General features: G+C 46.5%; 22 protein-coding genes and 2 rRNA genes. 9 read left to right on the top strand and 15 right to left on the bottom strand.

The features are described from left to right. Positions 1-46: 46 nt before the first annotated feature. The 4 genes from B5D42_RS11005 to B5D42_RS11020 all read left to right on the top strand — a co-directional run bounded on the left by B5D42_RS11005 (position 47) and on the right by B5D42_RS11020 (position 3,057). Positions 47-700: a hypothetical protein gene (locus tag B5D42_RS11005; protein WP_139367113.1), complete on the top strand. Its 654-nt coding sequence runs from the start codon at positions 47-49 to the stop codon at positions 698-700. Further along, the gene (locus B5D42_RS11010) at positions 661-1,470 is read left to right on the top strand and encodes a sensor histidine kinase (protein WP_078831556.1); all 810 of its coding nucleotides are present in this window, start codon (positions 661-663) and stop codon (positions 1,468-1,470) included. The genes B5D42_RS11005 and B5D42_RS11010 overlap by 40 nt, the downstream gene beginning before the upstream one ends. An 18-nt stretch (positions 1,471-1,488) precedes the next feature. Further along, the gene (locus B5D42_RS11015) at positions 1,489-2,148 is read left to right on the top strand and encodes a response regulator transcription factor (RefSeq protein WP_078831557.1); all 660 of its coding nucleotides are present in this window, start codon (positions 1,489-1,491) and stop codon (positions 2,146-2,148) included. Positions 2,149-2,241: 93 nt separating this feature from the next. Further along, a complete protein-coding gene (locus B5D42_RS11020; protein WP_078831558.1) occupies positions 2,242-3,057 on the top strand; it encodes an MBL fold metallo-hydrolase in 816 nt (271 codons plus the stop codon). 5 nt (positions 3,058-3,062) lie between these two features. On the opposite strand, the gene B5D42_RS17880 is transcribed toward B5D42_RS11020, so the two are convergent. Further along, positions 3,063-3,227, bottom strand: coding sequence for a hypothetical protein (locus B5D42_RS17880; RefSeq protein ID WP_176112982.1), 165 nt, complete (start codon positions 3,225-3,227; stop codon positions 3,063-3,065). Positions 3,228-3,304: 77 nt separating this feature from the next. Here B5D42_RS17880 and B5D42_RS11025 point away from each other — a divergent pair, with 77 nt between their 5' ends. The 4 genes from B5D42_RS11025 to B5D42_RS11040 all read left to right on the top strand — a co-directional run bounded on the left by B5D42_RS11025 (position 3,305) and on the right by B5D42_RS11040 (position 6,659). Beyond that, entirely contained in the window at positions 3,305-3,901 is a 597-nt protein-coding gene (locus B5D42_RS11025) for a TetR/AcrR family transcriptional regulator (RefSeq protein ID WP_078831559.1), read from the top strand. Between the two features lie 26 nt (positions 3,902-3,927). After that, positions 3,928-4,155, top strand: a complete 228-nt coding sequence (locus B5D42_RS11030; RefSeq protein ID WP_078831560.1) for a hypothetical protein — start codon at positions 3,928-3,930, stop codon at positions 4,153-4,155. A 7-nt stretch (positions 4,156-4,162) separates the two neighbouring features. Beyond that, a complete protein-coding gene (locus tag B5D42_RS11035; protein WP_078831561.1) occupies positions 4,163-5,398 on the top strand; it encodes an MFS transporter in 1,236 nt (411 codons plus the stop codon). A gap of 67 nt (positions 5,399-5,465) precedes the next feature. Then, complete coding sequence (locus B5D42_RS11040; RefSeq protein ID WP_078831562.1) at positions 5,466-6,659, top strand: phospholipase D-like domain-containing protein; 1,194 nt, start codon at positions 5,466-5,468, stop codon at positions 6,657-6,659. Here the strand turns inward: B5D42_RS11040 and B5D42_RS11045 are convergent, their stop codons facing one another. From B5D42_RS11045 to B5D42_RS11100, 12 genes are all read right to left on the bottom strand, one after another. After that, positions 6,660-7,676: a metal-dependent hydrolase gene (locus B5D42_RS11045; protein ID WP_078831563.1), complete on the bottom strand. Its 1,017-nt coding sequence runs from the start codon at positions 7,674-7,676 to the stop codon at positions 6,660-6,662. 72 nt (positions 7,677-7,748) lie between these two features. Beyond that, positions 7,749-8,423, bottom strand: coding sequence for a sulfite exporter TauE/SafE family protein (locus tag B5D42_RS11050; protein WP_078831564.1), 675 nt, complete (start codon positions 8,421-8,423; stop codon positions 7,749-7,751). A gap of 2 nt (positions 8,424-8,425) precedes the next feature. Continuing rightward, positions 8,426-8,821, bottom strand: a complete 396-nt coding sequence (locus B5D42_RS11055) for a group III truncated hemoglobin (protein ID WP_078831584.1) — start codon at positions 8,819-8,821, stop codon at positions 8,426-8,428. A 20-nt stretch (positions 8,822-8,841) separates the two neighbouring features. After that, positions 8,842-9,300 carry a FixH family protein gene (locus tag B5D42_RS11060; protein ID WP_078831565.1) on the bottom strand — a complete coding sequence of 153 codons (459 nt, stop codon included), beginning with the start codon at positions 9,298-9,300 and terminating at the stop codon, positions 8,842-8,844. Position 9,301: 1 nt separating this feature from the next. After that, a complete protein-coding gene (ccoG, locus tag B5D42_RS11065; RefSeq protein ID WP_078831566.1) occupies positions 9,302-10,699 on the bottom strand; it encodes a cytochrome c oxidase accessory protein CcoG in 1,398 nt (465 codons plus the stop codon). A 1-nt stretch (position 10,700) separates the two neighbouring features. Next, on the bottom strand, positions 10,701-11,834 hold the full coding sequence (locus B5D42_RS11070; protein ID WP_139367114.1) for a cbb3-type cytochrome c oxidase N-terminal domain-containing protein: 1,134 nt from the start codon (positions 11,832-11,834) through the stop codon (positions 10,701-10,703). Positions 11,835-11,845: 11 nt separating this feature from the next. Beyond that, positions 11,846-12,004 (bottom strand): CcoQ/FixQ family Cbb3-type cytochrome c oxidase assembly chaperone, encoded by a 159-nt coding sequence (locus B5D42_RS11075; RefSeq protein ID WP_139367115.1) that lies wholly within the window; start codon positions 12,002-12,004, stop codon positions 11,846-11,848. Continuing rightward, positions 11,991-14,126 (bottom strand): cytochrome-c oxidase, cbb3-type subunit I, encoded by a 2,136-nt coding sequence (ccoN, locus tag B5D42_RS11080; RefSeq protein ID WP_078831567.1) that lies wholly within the window; start codon positions 14,124-14,126, stop codon positions 11,991-11,993. Before ccoN ends, B5D42_RS11075 begins: the two co-directional genes overlap by 14 nt. A gap of 5 nt (positions 14,127-14,131) precedes the next feature. Beyond that, the gene (gene ccoS, locus B5D42_RS11085) at positions 14,132-14,290 is read right to left on the bottom strand and encodes a cbb3-type cytochrome oxidase assembly protein CcoS (RefSeq protein ID WP_078831568.1); all 159 of its coding nucleotides are present in this window, start codon (positions 14,288-14,290) and stop codon (positions 14,132-14,134) included. 60 nt (positions 14,291-14,350) lie between these two features. Next, positions 14,351-16,798, bottom strand: coding sequence for a heavy metal translocating P-type ATPase (locus tag B5D42_RS11090; RefSeq protein ID WP_078831569.1), 2,448 nt, complete (start codon positions 16,796-16,798; stop codon positions 14,351-14,353). A gap of 1 nt (position 16,799) precedes the next feature. Next, positions 16,800-17,300, bottom strand: a complete 501-nt coding sequence (locus B5D42_RS11095; protein WP_078831570.1) for a hypothetical protein — start codon at positions 17,298-17,300, stop codon at positions 16,800-16,802. A gap of 93 nt (positions 17,301-17,393) precedes the next feature. Continuing rightward, on the bottom strand, positions 17,394-18,020 hold the full coding sequence (locus tag B5D42_RS11100) for a Crp/Fnr family transcriptional regulator (protein WP_245825653.1): 627 nt from the start codon (positions 18,018-18,020) through the stop codon (positions 17,394-17,396). A 230-nt stretch (positions 18,021-18,250) separates the two neighbouring features. Between B5D42_RS11100 and B5D42_RS11105 the strand changes: the two genes are divergently transcribed. Continuing rightward, the gene (locus tag B5D42_RS11105; RefSeq protein WP_078831572.1) at positions 18,251-18,748 is read left to right on the top strand and encodes a ferritin; all 498 of its coding nucleotides are present in this window, start codon (positions 18,251-18,253) and stop codon (positions 18,746-18,748) included. 202 nt (positions 18,749-18,950) lie between these two features. Here the strand turns inward: B5D42_RS11105 and rrf are convergent. Next, positions 18,951-19,061 (bottom strand): 5S ribosomal RNA (gene rrf, locus B5D42_RS11110). Between the two features lie 87 nt (positions 19,062-19,148). Further along, positions 19,149-21,888, bottom strand: a 23S ribosomal RNA gene (locus B5D42_RS11115); the annotation flags it as partial.

Here is a 21,888-nt window from a genome sequence, read left to right on the forward strand (position 1 = left end):
GAACATGTATATTTACTCCCGCTATAAATTGTAGCGGGAGTTTTTTATGGAAATGACGATCGACCGGCAGATCCTGGTATCCGCCATTATCATTGGATTCCTTGCTACGTTCAGGTACAGGCACCCCGCTTACCTGAAACTGCTTCCCTATATGTTGCTGCTGGGTTTTATTACGGAATATGCGGGTGTGATGATGGCCCGTCAGCAGGGGAACAATGCAGCGTTGTTCAATGCTTTTTCCATCGTACAGTTCGTCTTTTTTACCTATTTCTTTTATGCAGCCACACCGGGCCAGTTCAGCCGCAGGATCACGGGAAAATTATTGTACATCATCCCTGCAGTATGTCTTGTGAACATTTTTTTCATACAGGGTTACAATGTTTTTCATACTTACACTTATACCTTATGCAGCCTGCTGATGATGGCACTCGGTATCATGTACTTTTATTCCATTTTTAAAAGTTCGGCGCGGCTGAACCTCCTGCGGGAGCCATCATTCTGGATCAGCACGGGTATCATTTTCTTTTTCACGTCTTCCGTTTCCATCCTTGGCATCATTAATTATATGTCTGTGTTATCACGCGCCGTGATCAATAATTCTTTGCACATGTTGCGTTTCCTGAACTCAATGTTATATATTTTGTTCATTATTGCGTTTATATGCCGAATCAGTATCCGGAAATCTACACCCAGTTCCTAGCCAATATTATTATTGCCATCTCACTGATCGGCTTTATTATCACCATTTTATTATTATACCAGAAAAGAAAACTGCTGCAGGAAAAAGAGATCCAGAACCTGAAAAGCAGTTTTGAAAAGGAAATGCTCCGCACTCAACTGGAAATACAGGAAGACATCCTTAAAAATATTTCCCAGGAGATCCACGATAATATCGGCCAGATCATGCTGCTGGCCAATGTAAATATTTCCCTGCTGCAGAATATGCCGATGGAAGCACCTGCTGCGGATCTGCTGAAAGACACAAAAGACCTGGTAAAGAAGGCAATAGAAGATATTTCACAGCTTTCCCGCGGATTGCATTCGGAAAGGATTACGGAAATGGGAGCTTTTGCAGCCATGCAGTATGAACTGGAGCTTTTTGCGCAGAAAAAAATATTCAGCATCACCGTGGAAAACAACCTGGAATATGCCGATGCCGGTATCCTGTCTGCCAATACACACCTGCTGCTGTTCAGGATGTTCCAGGAGATCATGAGCAACATCATTAAACATGCTTCGGCAAAGAACGTAGAATTACGTATTGTTAAAATGGACGATGGTATCCATATTGAAATTTCCGACAACGGAAAAGGATTTAATTTTGACACTGAAAACTCCCATCAGCCCGCATTTAACGGGATCGGACTCAGAAGTTTACAATCGAGAGCAAGTCTCTTCAACGGCAGGGTCAGTATTAAAAGTGTTTTGCAGATAGGGACTACGATAAGTATATTTATACCGGAGACGTAAACGACAACTAAGACATCTATGATGAAGAAGAAAATATCAATTGGCATAGCAGATGATCATATTTTGTTAAGGAAAGGGTTGTTAAAATTACTATTGACCTACGACAGGTTTGAAGCCCTGTTTGATGTGGATAATGGAAATGAAGTGATCAGCCACCTGAAAGATCACAAGATCCCCGATGTACTGATACTGGATGTGAATATGTCTGGCAAAAACGGACTTGAAACGGCCCAATGGGTCAGTGCGCATTTTCCGCAGATCAAGATCATGGCATTGTCCATGTACAGCGATGAAACGACCATTCTTAAAATGATCCAGGCAGGCGCACATGGCTATATTACCAAAAATGTAGACCCGGAAAAGATGAAGGAAGCGATCGATGCTATCATCGACAAAGGTGTTTACCTGCCGGAAGCCTTATCTGCCAAGATCTTCAGCGGTATCAAAAAGAATATTCTTTCGCATGAAGAAAAAGCCGTTAACCTTACCGACAAGGAAAGACTCTTCCTTGCGTTGTTATGCCAGGAACTCTCCTACCAGGAGATCGCAGCCAAAATGTACCTGAGTCCGAGAACCGTAGACGATTACCGTAAAAAACTGGCCCGCAAACTGAATGTAAAAAGTAAATCCGGTCTGATCGTCTATGCCATGAACCATGGCCTGAACCAGATGCCTTAATTGATAAATTCCCGGAAATACACAGCCTTATATATTCTATTCTGAAGAATATATGTGAAGCGGGTCCTAACTGTTATTTTTGCCGTTCAGCTTATGTCATTATTCATCGCCTCATTGAATTCCGGGAGCAACGGCAATTGTTATTATATCGGTAATAACAGTGAAGCCGTACTGATCGACGCCGGGATATCCTGCAGGGAAACGGAGAAGAGAATGAAACGGCTCGGATTGCCCATGTCGCGCGTGAAAGCCATCTTCATTTCGCATGAGCACAGCGATCATATTGCAGGTGTAAGGGTTCTCTCCAAAAAGTTCAAACTGCCGGTTTATATTACAGATCATACATTACAGTACTCCGGACTGGAACTCGAAACAACGGTTTCCTTCCGGGCCGCAGAACCGGTCACCATCGGCACACTGACCATTCATGCGTTTACCAAATACCACGATGCCGGCGATCCGCATAGTTTTATGGTATCGGGCAATGCGGTGAACATCGGTATTTTCACGGATATAGGCCGTTGCTGCGAGCAGGTGACCCGCTATTTCAAAAATTGCCATGCGGCTTTCCTGGAAGCCAACTACGACAGGGACATGCTCTTCAACGGCGGTTATCCATATCACCTGAAAAAAAGGATCAGCGGTGGAAACGGGCATCTTTCCAATGATGAGGCATTACAGCTGTTCCTTCAGCACAGGCCTGCCTATATGAGCCATCTGCTGCTGGCGCACCTTTCCAAAAACAATAATACACCGGAAATTGTTGCCGACCTTTTCCGTGCACACCGTGGAAATACGGAAGTGATCGTTGCCTCACGCTTTGAAGAAACTGCGGTATTTGAAGTCCGCAACAGCAATGAACCGATACCCGCTCCCGTTCCGGTTTACAGCCAGACCAGTTTGTTCTGAGCAGTTCATTTCTCCTCGATGCGGTCTGTATCCGGCAGCAATTCATGTTCAGCAATATCACTATCGAGCTCACCATGACGCTCCCCTTCTTCTTTTTCGGGCCGGTCGATCGTTTCAGGGGCTGCGGTTTCATCCTGCTTAGGTCCCGGATCAGTTTTATATATCTCCATATAGATCTTTTTTATCCTTGAGAAAAATTTATTCCAGCCTGAACAATAAATAAGCGATCGTTCACTTATATTTGCCTATGCGAACCCGCAATACAGAAAAAGAGCAGCTGGTAAAGCAGAAAGCCATGGAGCACCTGGTGCAGTATGGCATTGATGGCTTCAGCATGAACAAGCTGGCCAAAGCCTGTAATGTTTCAGTTGCCACACTTTATATCTACTATCGCGACAAGGACGACCTGATCCTGAGTATTGCGCTTGAAGAAGCGCAGCACATGTGCACCACGATGCTGGAGGGCTTTGATCCTGCATCGGATTTCGCAACCGGATTAAGGCAGCAATGGAAGAATCGCAGCGGTTTTATCACCCAATATCCGCTCAGCGCCCATTTTCTGGAACAGTTGAAATCGACGGAATATTTCCAGGAGAAGATCTTCCGGCATATTGCAGACCAGCTTCGTCCGGTTATGAGCCAGTTCCTTTCCAATGCCATCGAGAATGGTGAGATCGATGAACTGCCGCTGGAAGTATACTGGTGTGTTGCATTCGGGCCGCTGTATACCCTGCTGCGTTTTCATCATGAAGGACAAAGTGTGGGCGGGAAGAAATTTGCCATGACGGAAGAAATGCTTTGGCAGACTTTCGACCTGGTATTACGTGCCTTGAAAAAACAATAACATACCTGCATACCAAAACTTAACCTATGAGCATTAATCCCGAACATATCTTTATTTTCAAAACGAACGTGCAGACGGAACTCGACCGGATCCTGCTGCACCGGACCCTGCATGAAGTGGAAGGTATCGAATCCTGGACAGTTGACATGAAAGACATCGACCGCGTGTTGCGTGTGATCTCTTACAGTCTTTGTACAGACAATATTATTCATCTCGTAAACAGCGCCGGATTCCAGTGTGCTGAGCTTTTATAATCCTTTTATGGAACAACAAACTACAACCCCACCCCCGTTTACCGGTTACCAGAAATTTGTGGTAGCTGTCCTTGCTTTATTACAATTCACCATTATCCTCGATTTCATGGTATTATCGCCATTGGGTGATATCCTGATGAAATCACTCAATATGAGTACATCCAATTTCGGCCTTGTGGTATCCAGCTATGCGTTCAGTGCAGGTGCTTCAGGGATACTGGCGGCTGGTTTTGCAGACAAGTTCGACAGGAAAAAACTGCTGTTGTTCTTCTATGCAGGCTTCATCTTAGGCACTTTTTTCTGCGCCATGGCAGCGAACTATCACATGCTCCTGCTTGCACGTATCGTAACCGGGCTGTTCGGCGGTGTGATCGGTGCGATCTCGCTGGCGATCATTGCAGATCTGTTCAGCGTGCACCAGCGCGGTCGGGTAATGGGTTTTGTACAGATGTCGTTTGCGGCCAGCCAGGTGCTTGGTATTCCCATCGGGCTTTATTTTGCCAACCGCTGGGGCTGGCATAGCTCCTTCCTGATGATCGTAGTACTGGCGGCATTGATCGGTCTTGCGATCCTGGTAAAACTGAAACCCGTAACCCAACACCTGGCATTGCAATCGGATAAAAACCCACTGCTGCATTTATGGCATACTCTATCTAAAAAAAGATACCAGACAGGTTTTGCAGCCACAGCATTAATGAGTGTGGGAGGTTTTATGCTCATGCCTTTCGGCAGTGCGTTCCTCATCAACAATATCCGGATCCACCAGGATCAGCTGCCGCTGATCTTTATGCTTACAGGACTTAGTTCGATCGTGATCATGCCGGTTATCGGAAAACTAAGTGACCGTATCGACAAGTTCGCGTTGTTCGCTGGCGGTTCAGTGATCGCCATTGTGATGATCATCTTTTATACCCATCTCACACCCGTGCCGCTGTGGGAGATCATTGTGATCAATATGGTCATGTTCATGGGTATTATGAGCCGTATGATCCCGGCTACTACCCTTACCACCAGTATCCCTGAACTCCAGGATCGGGGCGCATTCATGAGCATCAACTCATCACTGCAGTCGATGGCGGGAGGCATTGCAGCTGTATGCGCTGGCCTGATCGTATACCAGCCGACCAAATCAAGTCCGCTGGAGCATTACGACACACTGGGCTTTGTGGTATCAGCTGTTGTTGTTGTCTGTGCATTTTTTGTGTACCGTGTGAGCAGACTTGTGAAGAACAGTAAACGCTGATTGCAGGATCGTATCTTTTAAAAAGTTACATTAGTGGTATGGTTTTTTATAAAAATCCGTATCACTAATGCCTTTACAGAAGATGCGCCGAACCATGGGAAGCCGCCGAAAAAAAACGCGGCAGTTCAGCATAGCTAATAAAACAAAACTTATACGCGGCGGTGCGGATTATTTTGATCTGCTCCGCAGGATGATCAGCGGCGCATCACATACGATCCATTTCCAGACTTATATTTTCGACGCAGATGAAACCGGCCGGGCCATTGCCGATGCACTTAAAGAAGCCGCTGCCAGGAAAGTATGTGTATTCCTGCTCGTAGATGGTTATGCATCACAATCATTGCCAAAGGATTTCCTGCAGGAACTGGAAGATGCAGGTATACATTTCAGGTTCTTTCAGCCTTTCTTTAAAAGCCGTGAATTTTATTTCGGCCGGCGCCTGCATCATAAGGTGGTTGCCATCGACAACAGCTGTGCATTGGTGGGCGGTGTGAATGTGAGCAATAAATACAATGACATCAACGGCAAACCTGCCTGGCTCGATTTTGCCGTGCATGTGGAAGGACCTGCAGCACAGGAACTGTTCAGCATCTGTCTCAGAACATGGAAAGGCATCGCTCCGCTTCCCGGCAATTTCAGGCCGGTGTCTCCGCCTCCGGCTTATGATCCTTCATTTGGTCACAGTGCCGTACGCATCAGCCGTAACGACTGGTTGCGGCACAGAAACCAGGTATCCAAAACTTACGGCGAGATCTTCACTACTTCTTCAAATGAAATAACCATCCTCTGCAGTTATTTCATTCCGGGTGCCAAAATGAAAAAATATATTGAACGCGCGGTAAAACGTGGGGTAAAAGTCCGTGTGATCATGGCCGGCATGTCTGATGTAAAGTTATCCAAGAATGCAGAACGGTTCATGTATGACTGGTTATTGCGCAATAACGTAGACATTTACGAATACACACGGAATATCCTTCATGGCAAGCTGGCGATCTGTGATAAGGAGTGGCTTACGGTCGGATCTTACAATATCAATGACCTCAGCGCTTACGGCAGTATAGAACTGAATCTTGACATCAGGGATAAAATGCTTGCGAAACGGGCGTCAGGAATGATCGATGAGATCATTAAGGCAGATTGTGAACATATTACACGGGAACAGGTAGAAAAGGCAAGAAGCCCGCTGCGTCAGTTTGTATTATGGCTCTCTTACCAGCTTGTAAGGCTGATGTTCAGACTTGTTACTTTTGATCATAAATAATCAGTTGCCTGTAATCCGTTGCCCCATGCTTTTGAATGCAGCACGGTTCCAGCCTGCGAAGCGGCCACGTTGTACCACAAGCGTATTATCGCCGGGCAGGCTCAGGTAATAATGAAATGCGAATTTACCTGCGGGATCGAACCAGCCTACTTCCTGTCCGAAACGCAGGTCGTTGAATACGAGTGTGTCGCTCCATTTTTCCACCGTATAGAATTCCTGGGCAAAACGTTTCAGTCTCTGCAGGTCGGGATCATGACGCAGACTATCTGTTTCGAGCAGGTAGCGGTTAGCGGGGAAGAAATGAAAATCCATTTGTTTACGACTGTCGAATACAGACCTGTAGCCTACATAATAGCCGCTGTCGTTCCCGCTTACCACATACCATAACCAATTCTGCAAAGGTGCGGGAGTTGTAAAATAACGCTGGTGGGGAATACCTTGCCTCGCAACGATCTCATCCACTTCCCGTGTGATCTTTATTTTGTTGAAGAGACAATAGAGCAGGTAAAAAGAACAAAGACCGATCCCGAACTTCCACCAGGCATTTCTTGCACGGCTGGTTCGCCTCAGAAAGATCAGTGCTATGCAGGCAATACCCGGCCAGATGGAAAAGAACGGGTCAGCCACATAGATCGCATTGAACGAAAAACGATGATGGCTGAATGGCTCGAACCAGCCAACGCCGTAATTATTGAAAGCATCAATGAAAATATGTCCAAATACCTCCACACCAAAGAAAAGAAACCAGGTACGGGTACGGATATCATGCGGCCTGTGTACGCGATCGGCAATCAGTGCCAGTAAAACAGCAGCCGCAGCAGCAAATAAAATGGAATGAGTAAAGCCCCGGTGACCGAGCAGGTTCTCGGTTGTGTTCAGCCAGAAAGCACCAACAAAATCGATATCCGGAGCGCTCTGCGCCAATGCTCCCCAAAGCATCGCTTTACGGCCGATCTTTTTTCCAAGGAAAGCTTCTCCTATGCAAGCTCCCAGGGCAATATGTGTGAGTGTATCCATAGCAGCCAGACAATGCTTTTTAAATGTACGAAACATTCAAAACACGGGCCAGTAAATAACGAATGTGTTTTATTAATGACAACTGATCTCATTGTGACTGGCAGAAGGGCTGAGATAAGGTATACCGAGATCCAGCCCGCGGATAATGAGTAGTACACCAATACAAACGGATACAACAACAGACAAACGGCTGATTCGTTTACGGACGTTATATGAAACGCCTTTTTTTAACCATATCACAGCCAGTAGTGCAGGAATGGTACCGGCGCCAAACAGGAACATATAAGTAAAACCGCCGAGTGCTGAAGTTGTTACGGATGCACCTGCAAATGCAGCATACACGAGTCCGCAGGGAAGCAAGCCGTTCAAAAAGCCGGCAACCGCAAAATACCTGCGTTTACGGGTCTGCTGCATGCGGAGAAACCATTTGGCATATTGCTGCTGCAGAACGGAAGAAACAGGAACGCGGCGCATGATACCGGGAAGAAGGCCTATGATCAGGATACAAATGCCAGCCAATACGGAGAGCACCTGCTGCCAGTTAAGCAATGCAAAACCGCGCCCGAAAAGTCCTGCAAATATTCCCAGGCATCCGTAAGCGATTGTTTTAAACAGCAGGTAAACCGGCAGTGAGGATTTTCCAGCCTGTTTGAACGGCATGGCCATCACCAGCGGGCCGCACATTCCCATGCAATGCAGGCTCCCCGCAATACCCAGGATAAATGCTGATAACCAGAATGCTGACATAATTATGCAATAAATGTAGGCTCGGCACTTTGTCCGATCTTGAATAACATGAGCTGCGACATGGCTATGGCCCTTTGTTTCACCTCTGCGGCTTTCTCACCTTCGAAATGTTCATCTACGGTAGCCTTGAAAAGAACCAGCCATTGTTCAAAGTGTTTCAGTTCGAGCGGGGATTGCCTGTTCACTTCCAGGTGTTTCCTGATCGCATTCCCCTTATAACCACCGGTGCCGAATAATACCGATTCCCAGAAACTGTACATTTTAGGAAGATGTTCTTCCCAGTTGATCTTTACCACTTCATTGAAAAACCTGCCGATGGTTACGTCCATGCGTACCTTATCATAAAACGAATTCACCAGCAGCATAATATCTTTCCTGTTCCTGATATCTGTTTTCATTAACCCTGCTGTTTTGATCATCATTGAATAGTGACTGGTAATTCCTGGTAAAAAGACTTACCGCCGCTGTTGAATTTTATTTTTGCTACGAACGCTTTGCCTTTGCCGCTCCATTTTTCCGTACTGATCCGGTATTCACCGCCCGCGTTCGGCTGCAAAGATACCTGTTGATCCAAACGACTGTCTGATTTACAATAAAAAACAGCATTTGCATTTTCAATTTCACCACTCAGGCTGGCTGGCAGTTGTAATATAACCACTCCCGGCTCTGTACGCACGCTGAACTGGGCAGCATATTGCTGTGTATTGGCCGCGGCATTGATCTGCGACTGGAATGCAAGCTCCTGTTCGTAATAACGGTCGGTAGACATGTCAATACGCTGCCTGGTACACATATATACCAACGTGGCCATAAAAAGGATCATTGCCGCAAAACCGGCCAAAACAACATTGCCTCCGTGTGTAAGTTTCCTGATCATATTAATATTCTCCTATAAAAGATACCTGTTTGGTCTGTACCAGTTCTTCACCGGACATCAGTTCGATATCTATTTTTTGCTTTCTTGCAGTGATCATGCTTTTGGGCATGCTGATAAAAAATGTCTCCTCCGATTCGAGCAGTGGTTTCAGGCTGTCGAGCGCTTTGCCTACATATTGAATGCTGGCGCCGTTTTGTTTCAGCCTGATATGGTATGGCTGTGGCATATTGCTTTTGTTTACGACGCGGATCCTGTACAGGTTGCTCACCGTTCCGTCCGGATGTTCCTGCAGCACCTGTCCGGGCACCCGCAGCACAGTAGCATCGAACATTGAGCGGGTTACCAGAAGGGTAACAAGTATACCGATCAGTACAACCAGCACTGCCGTATAAGCTTTCATACGGTAAGTAAACCCGATTTTCTTTCCTTCGATGATATTATTCTCACTTGCATATCGGACAAGACCTGTAGGTTTCCCTACCTTTTTCATCATACTATCGCACGCATCGATACAGGCAGTACAGTTGATACATTCCAGCTGTACGCCGTTGCGGATATCTATACCTGTAGGGCATACGTGAACACAAAGGCTGCAATCGATACAATCACCTGCATTTTCCTCGGAACGGCGTTTAGAGCGCGGTTCGCCCCTTACCCTGTCGTAACTGACCGCAATGGAATTTTTATCGGTCAGTACGCCCTGTAATCTTCCGTAAGGACAAATCACCGTACAAACGATCTCACGTACAAATGCGTAAACGATGTAAAACACAATGGTAAAGAACAAAAGCGCAATGAACCCAACGAGGTGTTCGGATACAGGTTCCGTAATGATCCGGCGAAGTTCATCCATACCGATAATGTACGACAGGAACGTGTTGGCGATAATGAAAGACAGGATAAAGAAAATAGCATGCTTGAGCGCTTTTCTTGCAATCAATCGTGAGGTCCATTTGTTTTTATCAGCCACACGCTGCCTGGTCGCACTGCCTTCTATCCAGTATTCGATCTTACGGAATACCATTTCCATGAAGATGGTCTGCGGGCAGGCCCAGCCGCAGAAAACACGGCCGAATGCCAGTGTGAAAACGATCACGAACAGGAGAAATACCAGCATACCTGTTCCCAAGAGGATAAAGTCCTGCGGGAGGAAAGCCTTGCCGAAAAAGACAAAGCGTGCTTCCGTGATATTGAAAAGAAAGAACGGGGAGCCATGTACTTTTACAAAAGGGAGGGAAAAGAAAAGGAGCAGGTAGATCACCGATACCCATGTCCGTACTTTATAAAAACGCCCTTCCGGTTTCAACACATATAACCAGCTCCGTTTGCCTTTTTTGTCTACGGTTGTGATCTTGTTCCTGAAGTCACCCGGGGTACTATAACCTGCTTCTTTCTGCATTTTATTGTTTTGCTACCACTGAATCTGCTGCCAGCTCTTCAAAAAGTTCACCTTGTTTTTCTTTGGCTGCCGGCGGATTGGAACCTTTGATCGATTTGATATAACTCGCTACCTGCGCTATCTGTACCGGCGACAGGTCTTCTTTCCAGCTCTTCATTCCTTTTTCCGGCCAGCCGTATTTGATGGAGTAGAATACGTCTTTCAGGCTTCCTTTATGCAGCCAGTATTCATCTGTAAGATTAGGTCCTACGCCACCCTGGCCTTTATCGCCATGGCAGGCTGCGCAGTTCTTGATAAATATTTCATGACCGGTGCCGATGCCTGCTGCATCGAGCATGGTGACTGTTTTTTCATCCACGTTGTTTGCAGCATTTGCGAGATAAGCCTGCATTTCAATAGCTGCAGCTTCGTTAGACCTGGCCAGTTCCTGCAATTGTGTGGGCATGGATTCAGCCACAAACATGCGGTAGAGGTACACGAAGGCAAAAACGATGGTACCGTAAAAAGCGATCTTCCACCAGCCGGGGATATTATTATCCAGTTCCCTGATGCCGTCGTAGTTGTGCTGAAGGTCCAGTGTATGTTCCTGTTCCAGCGGAACGGTCTTGTTGATCTTCTGGAAAAAGCTGGGAAGCTTTTTGCGTGCTTCGATCTCTTCGGCAGTCTTTGCTTTTTTTGCAGGGAGGAACTGCAGTAATGATCTTACGAGGAACAGGATTACAGCAAGCTCAATACCAAGCACCCAGAGAAACAAAGTAATGTCCCATGGCAGGTAAGATGCTTTTGCGGGCGCTGCTGTTGCGGCCACATCCTGCGCAGAAAGCTTTAAGGTCAGCAGTAATGCGAATATGCTGGCAGCAGGTTTGAGCAGATCCGCTTTTTTCTTTTCTTCTTCTTTAACACGTTCCAGGTGCATGGCAGCTGCAACTTTCAGAACGCTTCCCAGCACCGCGATGACGCAGGCCATTACAAAAGCGATGATCACGATCACATAACGAGCTACTTCATATCCGTTACCTGCAGCAGGTACGGCTGTGGCGGGTGCGGCGGTTTGTGCCATAGCACCGGAGCAGGCAAGCAGCAAACCTGCCAGCATAAATGATCTCCGTTTATCTTTTACCAGTCTGAGCAACATAGGTTGTTTTTTTATTTTAATGGGATACCAGCCTTGTCTTCCATTTTTTTCTTATCGGCACTGAATACGTAGGCAACGGCTATTACAAATACGGTCATGAAAAGAACGAGCGATATAAGCGGATAGATGCTTACGTCCTGAATCTGTTTGAGGTAATTAGTGAACTTCATTGCTGCTTGGTTTAGGTGAATGCTTAATATCAACCCCGAGGCGCTGCAGGTAAGCGATCACTGCAATGATCTCTTTTTCGCTGCTTACTTTGATTTTATCTTTTGCAAGATTTGCTGCGATCCCTTCAGCCTGTTTGCGTAATTCCTCATTGGCAACTTTGTCATAGCCTTTCGGATAAGGAACGCCGAGCTGTTGCATCGCTCTTATTTTAGCCGGAGTTGTTTTTGTGTTCAGATCTGCAGTGAGCAACCATGGATACGCCGGCATGATACTACCCTGGCTGATCTCTTCCGGATCGTTCATGTGGCGGTAATGCCAGCTGTCCGGATACTTACCACCTACGCGCTGCAGATCCGGTCCGGTACGTTTACTACCCCACTGGAACGGGTGATCATAAACGAATTCGCCAGCCTTTGAATATTCGCCATAGCGTGCTTCTTCATCCCGGAAAGGTCTGATCATCTGTGAGTGGCAGGTATAACAACCTTCGCGCACATAAATATCGCGGCCCTGCAATTCGAGCGGTGTATATGGTTTTACGGCTTCGATCGTAGGTACGTTATTTTCGATAAGGAAAGTGGGAATAATCTCCACAGCACCACCGATAGCCACTACAATCAGGCTCATCACCAGCATTCGTACAGGCCTTCTTTCGATCACACTATGCCAGTGCATTTTCACAACAGGCATCGGCTGTGCAGAAAGCGGTAATGCTTCAGCAGCTTCATTGTTGATGAATGCTCCCTGCTTCATGGTTTTTGAAATATTATACACAGCAAGCACTGCACCAACCAGGTAAAGGGTTCCGCCTATTCCGCGCGCCACATACATCGGGATCACATGTGTTACTGTTTCCAGGAACTGGTACTGCAGCTGACCGCTTTCAGTGAATTTCTTCCACATGATACTTTGCGCAAATCCTGCCCAGTACAATGGAATTGCATAGATCAGGATACCAATGGTACCGATCACGAAATGCATGTTCGCCATTTTACGTGAATACAAGGTTGTATTCCACATTCGTGGCACCATGTAATACAACATACCGAAGACCATGAACCCGTTGAATCCTAACGCTCCAATGTGTACGTGGGCAACGGTCCAGTCTGTATAGTGACTAATCGCGTTCACTGATTTCAGCGACAACATCGGTCCTTCAAAAGTGGCCATACCATAACAGGTGAGTGCAACCACAAACATTTTAAGAATAGGATCCTCGCGTACTTTATCCCATGCGCCACGCAGTGTGAACAGACCATTCAGCATACCGCCCCAGCTTGGCAGGATCAGCATGATACTGAATACGGTACCTAATGCCTGTGCCCATTCGGGCAAAGCGGTATATAAAAGGTGGTGAGGTCCTGCCCAGATATAGATAAAGATCAGCGCCCAGAAGTGGATGATACTCCAGCGGTAAGAATAGATGGGGCGATCTGCAGCTTTCGGCACGAAGTAATACATAAGGCCGAGAAATGGTGTGGTAAGAAAGAAGGCAACTGCATTATGTCCGTACCACCATTGCACAAGGGCATCCTGCACACCGGCATAGATACTGTAGCTTTTGAAGAGTGTTACCGGCAGTTCAAAAGAGTTGACAATGTGAAGTAAGGCTACTGCTACCCAGGTACCGATAAAGAACCAGATGGCCACATACAGATGGCGCTCTCTTCTTTTCAGGATGGTACCGAACATGTTCACTCCAAATACAACCCAGATGAGGGTGATAAGGATATCGATCGGCCATTCCAGTTCAGCGTATTCCTTACCGGTAGTGTAACCGGCAAGCAGCGATACGGCACCGAGCACAATGATCAGCTGCCAGCCCCACAAATGGATCTTGCTCAGCGTATCATTGAACAGACGGGTTTTCAATACCCTTTGCAGGATATAATAAGCACCTGCAAATACAGCGTTACCTACAAAAGCAAAAATGACTGCATTGGTATGAACAGGTCTGAGCCTGCCAAACGTAGTGTACGGGATTCCGAAATTGAGCGCGGGAAACGCGAGCTGGAATGCAATGATCACCCCGACCAGCATTCCGACAATGCCCCAGAACAGGGTTGCGATACCAAACTGTTTTACGATCCTGTTATCATAGTAGAACTTCTCTGCCTGCATAAAAGCTATGGTTTAGATTGATGGTTATCGTCGTCAAAAAAGATCCGGTGTGCCGGTGAATAATCGTCTTCAAATTGTCCGCTCCGCACGCTCCAGAGATAAGCCGCCAGAAAAAAAACGGCTACCAGTAAACTGATTCCGAGAAGGAGTATGATCACTTTCACTTTCGATCGATTTAATAAGGCAAAATTATTTCTGTCCGGCCGCGTGAAAAATGTGATCGATTAGGAAGAAATATGATTTTGATCATGTTTCGCGATACGCTCAGTTCCGAAGTATTTTATGCCTGCCCTGCGTGTTGCCAGGTAAGCGATCAGGATAATGCTGATGGATGATGCCGGCATGAGAATAGCTGCGATGACCGGTTGCAATTTTGCACTCACGGCAAAAGAAAGTCCTACGGCGTTATAACAAAGCGAATAAATAAAAAGCCCTATTACGATCCACCTCGCAGCTTTTGCCACCTGGATAAAATGATGCAGGCCGCCCAGTTTTTTTACGTCCATAATTGCATCGCAGGCCGGTGAGAAAGAAAATATATCTTCTGCAACGGTGATCCCCGTATCCGCCTGTTTTAATGCACCGGAATCATTCAGTCCGTCGCCTATCATTAATACTTTCGCTTTTTGTTCCAGCTGCAGACGACGTATGTAATCCAGTTTATCCTGCGGCGATTGACGGAACAACAAGGCTGCATGCTGCGGGAACAGTTTGCGCATCTGCATCCTTGCACTTTCATTATCGCCGCTCAGCAGGCTGATACCGAACCCGTTCATCGATTTCAATAATGCAGGTATATCAGATCTTACTTTATTGCGGATCACAAACTTGCCCTGGATCATTCCGTCGATCGACATAAAAATTTCACTGGCCGGTTCAAGGTTCACCGGTGATATTTTCAGGAATGAAGCACTTCCGGCTTTATAATATTTTTCGTTAATCCAGCCTTCCATACCCTTACCTTCTGTTTCCTTGAAATGTTCAACGGGGATCAGTTCCACATCTTCATATTGCTTCACCAGTGCCTTGCACAAAGGGTGTACGGAAAGCGACATCAGCGAAATAAATACCTGCAGATCTTCCCTGTTGAAATTCAGGCCCTGGTATTCAATGGTTACATTATCAGCATCAGTAAGTGTTCCCGTTTTATCGAACACCACATGATCGGTAAGTGCAAGGTTCTCGATTGTGTTTGTATTTTTTACAAAGAGGCCTTTCCGGGAAAAGAGTTCCATGGTATAACCGTAAGTAAACGAAGCTGCCAGCAATAAGGAGCAGGGACAGGCAACGATGAGCACAGAAGTAAACGCATGCCAGCCTTTTGCAGGATCGATCAGGTACCAGTAAGTACCGGCAGTAAATGCCATGATCAGTAATACCAGTGAGAAATAACGGCTGATCAGTGTTATAAAAGATGTGGTTTGTTTATGGTCTGAAGAAAATGCAGGATCATTCCACAACTGTGTAAAATTGCTTTGCGAAAAAGGTTTCAGTGCAATCACTTCCGCATTGCTGCCTTTGATGCGTCCGCCTGCATAAACAATTCCGCCGGGCGTAACCGGAACAGGTGTGGATTCACCCGTTACAAAGCTGTAGTCGATCTCCGTTTTTCCTTTGCTCAATATACTATCCACCGGGATGATCTCGTTGTGGTGCAGCTGAACAATATCGTCTTTGCGCAGGGCGCTCAGCATTTTTGGTTTGCGTTCGCCATTATCCAGTACGGTAACCGAGATCGGGAAATAAGCGGTGTGATCCCTGTTGAAACGCAATGAAGATTCTGTTCTTTGCTGAAGGGTTCTGCCGATCAGCATGAAAAAAACGATACCACTCATACTGTCCAGGTAACCGGCGCCGGTATTCCCGATGATCTCGTAAAGGCTCCTGGTAAAAGTAACAAGTATGGCCAGTGCGATTGGTGCATCGATATTCAGGAATTTCTGTTTAAGTCCCTGCCAGGCATTCACGAAAAAGGATTGTGCCCCGATGAAGAAAACCGGTAAAGAAAGTAATAAGTTGATATACCTGAAAAATACGGCGATATGAGGTTCAGTTTCATAAGATAATCCGAGGTATTCGGGAAAGCTGATCAGCATGATATTCGCAAAGCAGAAACCGGTAAGACCCAATTGCATGGCAACTTTGCGGTTGTATTTTTTCCGTTTGCCGGCCTCGGCATCGGAAAGGGAAATATGCGGTTCATAACCGATGGACGTCAGTAATTCCGCTACCTGACGCAATGATAACTGCTTATGATCGAAGGAGACGGCGATCTCTTTTGCGAGGAAATTTACCTGTGAGGCAAGTATACCGGGATGCAGCCTGTCGAGTTTTTCCAGTAACCATAAGCAGGAACTGCAGTGGATCTGCGGAAGGTGTAATACCACGCGGGCTCTCTGTTCGTCTTTATACGCAAGCAATGCCAGCATGGTCTTTTCATCATCGAGATAACTGAAAGCCGAATCGGGTATGTCTTTCAGTTTATTACCGGGTGCATCGTTCAGGCAATAATACTGGGTAAGGTTATGCTGATTCAGGATCGAGTATACTGTTTCACAACCTGCACAGCAGAATTGTAAGTTATAGGCCTGTCTGCTATCGCTTCCGCATACATCACCGCAATGCGCACAATATGTTGTTTTGCTATCCGCTTCACTTATAAATGATTTCATCTTATAACGATTTACAGCCCTTACAACTTCTGAACGGCGCAAACAGGTACTTGTCTTTGGTAACGTGCACTGCTACCAGGTTTTTTTCAAAAACCTGCAATAAATTCACAAGTTCCTGGATACTACCCGTGACTGGGATCACATCACCGGCCCGGAGATTTTCCCTGATTTCAGTAAGCAGTACCAGCATGCTGGTATAATGGGTTTTTACACTCTTGAAAGGTTTGCAGCTCTCGGCCAGCTTATTTTCGGCCTGTAATTGCAGGATAAAAGGGAATAATACCAGCTTTTCCTTACGGTACTGATCGTCGAGTTCACTATAGATTTTATTGAGCAAAGACTGATAAATCCGTTCATCATTGCCGGGGAAAAGCTGCTGCATATATTCTCCAATCCCGCTCACCTGCCCGAACAGAACGGGATAAACCCGGCTGATTACTGTTTCGGTGAACTGCATCGCCGGCATTTCCCTGAGCTGATCCGTTTCAATTTGTCCAGACATTGCCATTCAGTATTTTGGCAAATGTGGCACAGGAACGCAGGATTAAAAATGACAGGTAATTGGAGTAAAGATGATTTTTATCATGTAACAGGATCAATCTGAAATATCAGCTACGCGGACAAGCTTTTTAAGGTCGAGGATCACTATTTTCTTGCCGTTGAGCTGGATCAATCCTTCCCGGTTGAGTTCGGAAAGCAGTCTGATGGTGGTTTCGGTAGCGGTGCCTACAATATTGGCAATGTCTTCCCGGCTGAATGCAGCTGCGATGGTTTGGCCATCTTCTTCAAAACCATACGTTTCTTTGATGAATAAAAGTGCCTCTGCCACCCTTTCGCGGACAGGTTTCTGCGCGAGATGAGTGATCTGCTGTTCTGCTTTTTTCAGGTCATCAGAAAGCAATTTGAGCATTTCCAGGGTAAGAGAGCTGTCTTTCTGCAGGATACCCATGAAAAGGTCCTTGGGAATAAAGCAGACGCCACTGTTTTCAAGTGCAATGGCAGACGCATTATACCGATCGCCGCTAAGCAGAGAGCGGTATCCGAGCGGGTCGCCTGGTTTCACCAGTCTGATGATCTGTTCTTTACCGTCGTCGCCCTGCTTGGATAATTTTATTTTACCGTGGTTAACGCAATAGATGCCGAATGGGCGTGCACCTTCTTTGAAGATATATTCGCCTTTTTTATAGGAAGTGCAGGTCTTTTCAGCATCAATTTCCCGCATGGAATCATTCGCGGGATTGCAGAAGATATTAGTGAACCTTTTCGCGCAACGATTACAGTCAGTTATATCTTGATGCTCAAAAGACATGAAGGGGATTTGCGCAAAGCTACGTAATCGATTGTACAGCCGGCCGTTATATCCGTTACAATGGGAATAAAAATGAATGCATAAACTTTCATAATGCGTAATATTTCTTATTTTACGATAAGTACATCAAAAAATGAATGAGTATGCTGTCAAAAACAATGAAAGAAGCGTTAAACGGACAAGTCTTGATGGAAGCGCAATCGTCCCAGGCTTACCTGGCCATGGGCAGCTGGGCTGAAATTCAGCCTGGGTTGAAAGGAGTTACGCAGTTTTTCTTTAAGCATAGTGAAGAAGAGCGGAGTCATATGCTGAAACTGATCCATTTTATCAATGAACGAGGCGGTTTTGCTGTGATCCCAGCACTGGAGCAACCGGTACTTACATTTGTATCGCTGAAGCAGGCATTCGAAAAATTGTACGAACATGAACTGAAAGTAAGTGAAAGCATTAATAACCTCGTAGAAATTGCGCTTGCGGAGAAAGATTATGCCACCCATAACTTTCTGCAATGGTATGTGATGGAACAGATGGAGGAAGAAAGGCTTGCAAGAGAATGCAATGACAAACTGGAACTGATCGGTGACGACAAGAGTGGGCTTTACCTTTTTGACCGGGATATTATGACGATGGAAAATGAATAAAGTTTTTCTGATATTGGGAAGTCTGGCTGTAAAGGCCGGACTTTTTTTATGTGTGTGTGTTTGAGGGAGAGTGAGGTTGGGGTGAGGGGTATGCCTGGGGGTCATGGTGAGGGGGAAGTGGTGGTGTGGATGATGGGGATGAGGAGCTGTGAGTTGGGGGCATAAAAAAAGCCCGGTCAGTAAAACTGAACGGGCTCAATGAATATGGCAGCTACCTACTCTCCCAGCAAAATGCAAGTACCATCGGCCATGAGGGGCTTAACTTCTCTGTTCGGAAAGGGAAGAGGTGAACACCCTCGGCAAAACCACCATAAGAACTTTACTGACACATACAACTCTTATCATACTGTCAGCGTAATAAGTTACATATTGGGAAGCTAATTTCGACCATTACAAGAAAAAAAATAAAGCTTACGGGCAATTAGTACTACTCGGCTTTGCTGTTACCAACTTTACACCTGTAGCCTATCAACGTCGTAGTCTTCGACGACCCTTAAAAGTAAACTCATCTTGTGGAAGGTTTCACGCTTAGATGCTTTCAGCGTTTATCCTGTCCGTACATAGCTACTCTGCATTGCACCTGGCGGCACAACAGATACACCAGCGGTACGTACGACCCGGTCCTCTCGTACTAAGGTCATGTCCACTCAATTTACTAGCGCCCACCACAGATAGGGACCGAACTGTCTTGCGACGTTCTGAACCCAGTTCACGTGCCACTTTAATCGGCGAACAGCCGAACCCTTGGGACCTTCTCCAGCCCCAGGATGTGACGAACCGACATCGAGGTGCCAAACCTTACCGTCGATATGAGCTCTTGGGTAAGATCAGCCTGTTATCCCCGGAGTACCTTTTATCCTTTGAGCGATGGCCCTTCCATACAGAACCACCGGATCACTTTAGCCAGCTTTCGCTCCTGCTCGACGTGTTTGTCTCACAGTCAAGCACCCTTTTACTAATGCGCTCTGCGTACGATTACCAACCGTACTGAGGGTACCTTTGCGAGCCTCCGTTACTTTTTAGGAGGCGACCACCCCAGTCAAACTACCCACCATGCAATGTCCCCAGTTATGGGTTAGGTTCTAAGCAACAAAAGGTTGGTATTTCAACGTTGACTCCACAATGCCTGGCGACACTGCTTCATAGTCTCCCAACTATCCTACACATTTGTGGCTCAAAATCAATGCAAAGTTGTAGTGAAGGTTCACGGGGTCTTTCCGTCCCGTGGCGGGTAACCGGCATCTTCACCGATACTACAATTTCACCGGGCTCGTGGAGGAGACAGTGTTCAACTCATTAGACCATTCGTGCAGGTCGGAACTTACCCGACAAGGAATTTCGCTACCTTAGGACCGTTATAGTTACGGCCGCCGTTTACTGGGGCTTCAGTCAGGAGCTTTGGCTTGCGCCGAACACCCTTCCTTAACCTTCCAGCACCGGGCAGGTTTCAGGCTCTATACGTCATCTTACGATTTTGCAGGGCCCTGTGTTTTTGTTAAACAGTTGGTTGAACCATTTTACTGTGACCACATCGCTGTGGTACGCTTTATCCCGAAGTTACAGCGTCAATTTGCCTAGTTCCTTCTCCACGGCTCACCCGAGCGCGTTAGAATACTCATCCCGTCTACCTGTGTCGGTTTGCGGTACTGGCTGCTATGCTCGCTTTTCTTGGCAGGGATTTTATTGTTTCGCTTCGTCCGAAGACTCCACTCAGCGTACACTTCCGTCCGTACGCAACAACCACGTCCCTGCGTCACTTTTAATGCATAGCAGGTGAAGGAATATTAACCTTCTTTCCATCAGATGCCCCTTTCGGGTTTTCCTAAGGACCAGACTAACCCTGATCCGATTAACGTTGATCAGGAAACCTTAGACTTTTCGCGTTAAAGTTTTTCACTTTAATTATCGTTACTTATGCCTACATTTTCTTTTCAAATCGCTCCAGCATACGTCGCCATACACCTTCTGTGCAGATTTGAATGCTCCCCTACCACTTCAGACAAGCTGAAATTTAGAACTTCGGTTCGTAGTTTGATGCCCGATTATTTTCCGTGCAGGATCTCTCGACCAGTGAGCTGTTACGCACTCTTTAAATGAATGGCTGCTTCCAAGCCAACATCCTGGCTGTTATAGAAATCCCACCTCGTTTGATCAACTTAACTACGTATTAGGGACCTTAGTTGCTAATCTGGGTTATTTCCCTCTCGGCCCTGGACCTTAGCGCCCAAAGCCTCACTGCTGCAGATATTTATTAGCATTCGGAGTTTGTCAGGGTTTGGTAGGCGGTGAAGCCCCCTAGCCCAATCAGTAGCTCTACCTCTAATAAACTTCTAAATGCAACGCTGTTCCTAAAAACATTTCGGGGAGAACGAGCTATCTCTCAGTTTGATTGGCCTTTCACCCCTATCCACAGGTCATCCCAAGACTTTTCAACGTCAACGGGTTCGGTCCTCCAGTGTGTGTTACCACACCTTCAACCTGCCCATGGATAGATCACAAAGTTTCGCGTCTGCCCCCACTGACTAGTCGCCCTGTTTGGACTCGCTTTCGCTGCGGCTCCGTTAAATATGAACTTAACCTCGCCAGTGAGGAGCAACTCGTAGGCTCATTATGCAAAAGGCACGCCGTCACTCATATTGCAGAGCTCCGACCGCTTGTAGGCGCACGGTTTCAGGTACTATTTCACTCCCCTGTTCGGGGTGCTTTTCACCTTTCCCTTACGGTACTGGTTCACTATCGGTGTCTGAGGAGTATTTAGCCTTACCAGATGGTGCTGGCAAATTCATGCAGGATTCCTCCGGTCCCGCATTACTCAGGATACCACGCGTCCTCGATAATTTGCACTTACAGGGCTATCACCTGCTATGGCTCATCTTTCCAGATGATTCAGTTTGATATCGACTTCTAAATGTGGTCCTATAACCCCGGATCGGCACGCCGACCCGGTTTGGGCTCTTCCCTTTTCGCTCGCCACTACTCAGGGAATCATTCTTATTTTCTTTTCCTCCCGGTACTTAGATGTTTCAGTTCTCGGGGTTGGCTCCCTTGCGGGTGCTGCATCTTCAATACAGCAGGTTGTCCCATTCGGAAATCTACGGATATAACGCTCGTGTGCAGCTCCCCGTAGCTTATCGCAGCTT

Origin of the sequence: Sediminibacterium ginsengisoli, from assembly GCF_900167075.1 — a bacterium.
Classification (GTDB): Bacteria; Bacteroidota; Bacteroidia; order Chitinophagales; family Chitinophagaceae; genus Sediminibacterium; species Sediminibacterium ginsengisoli.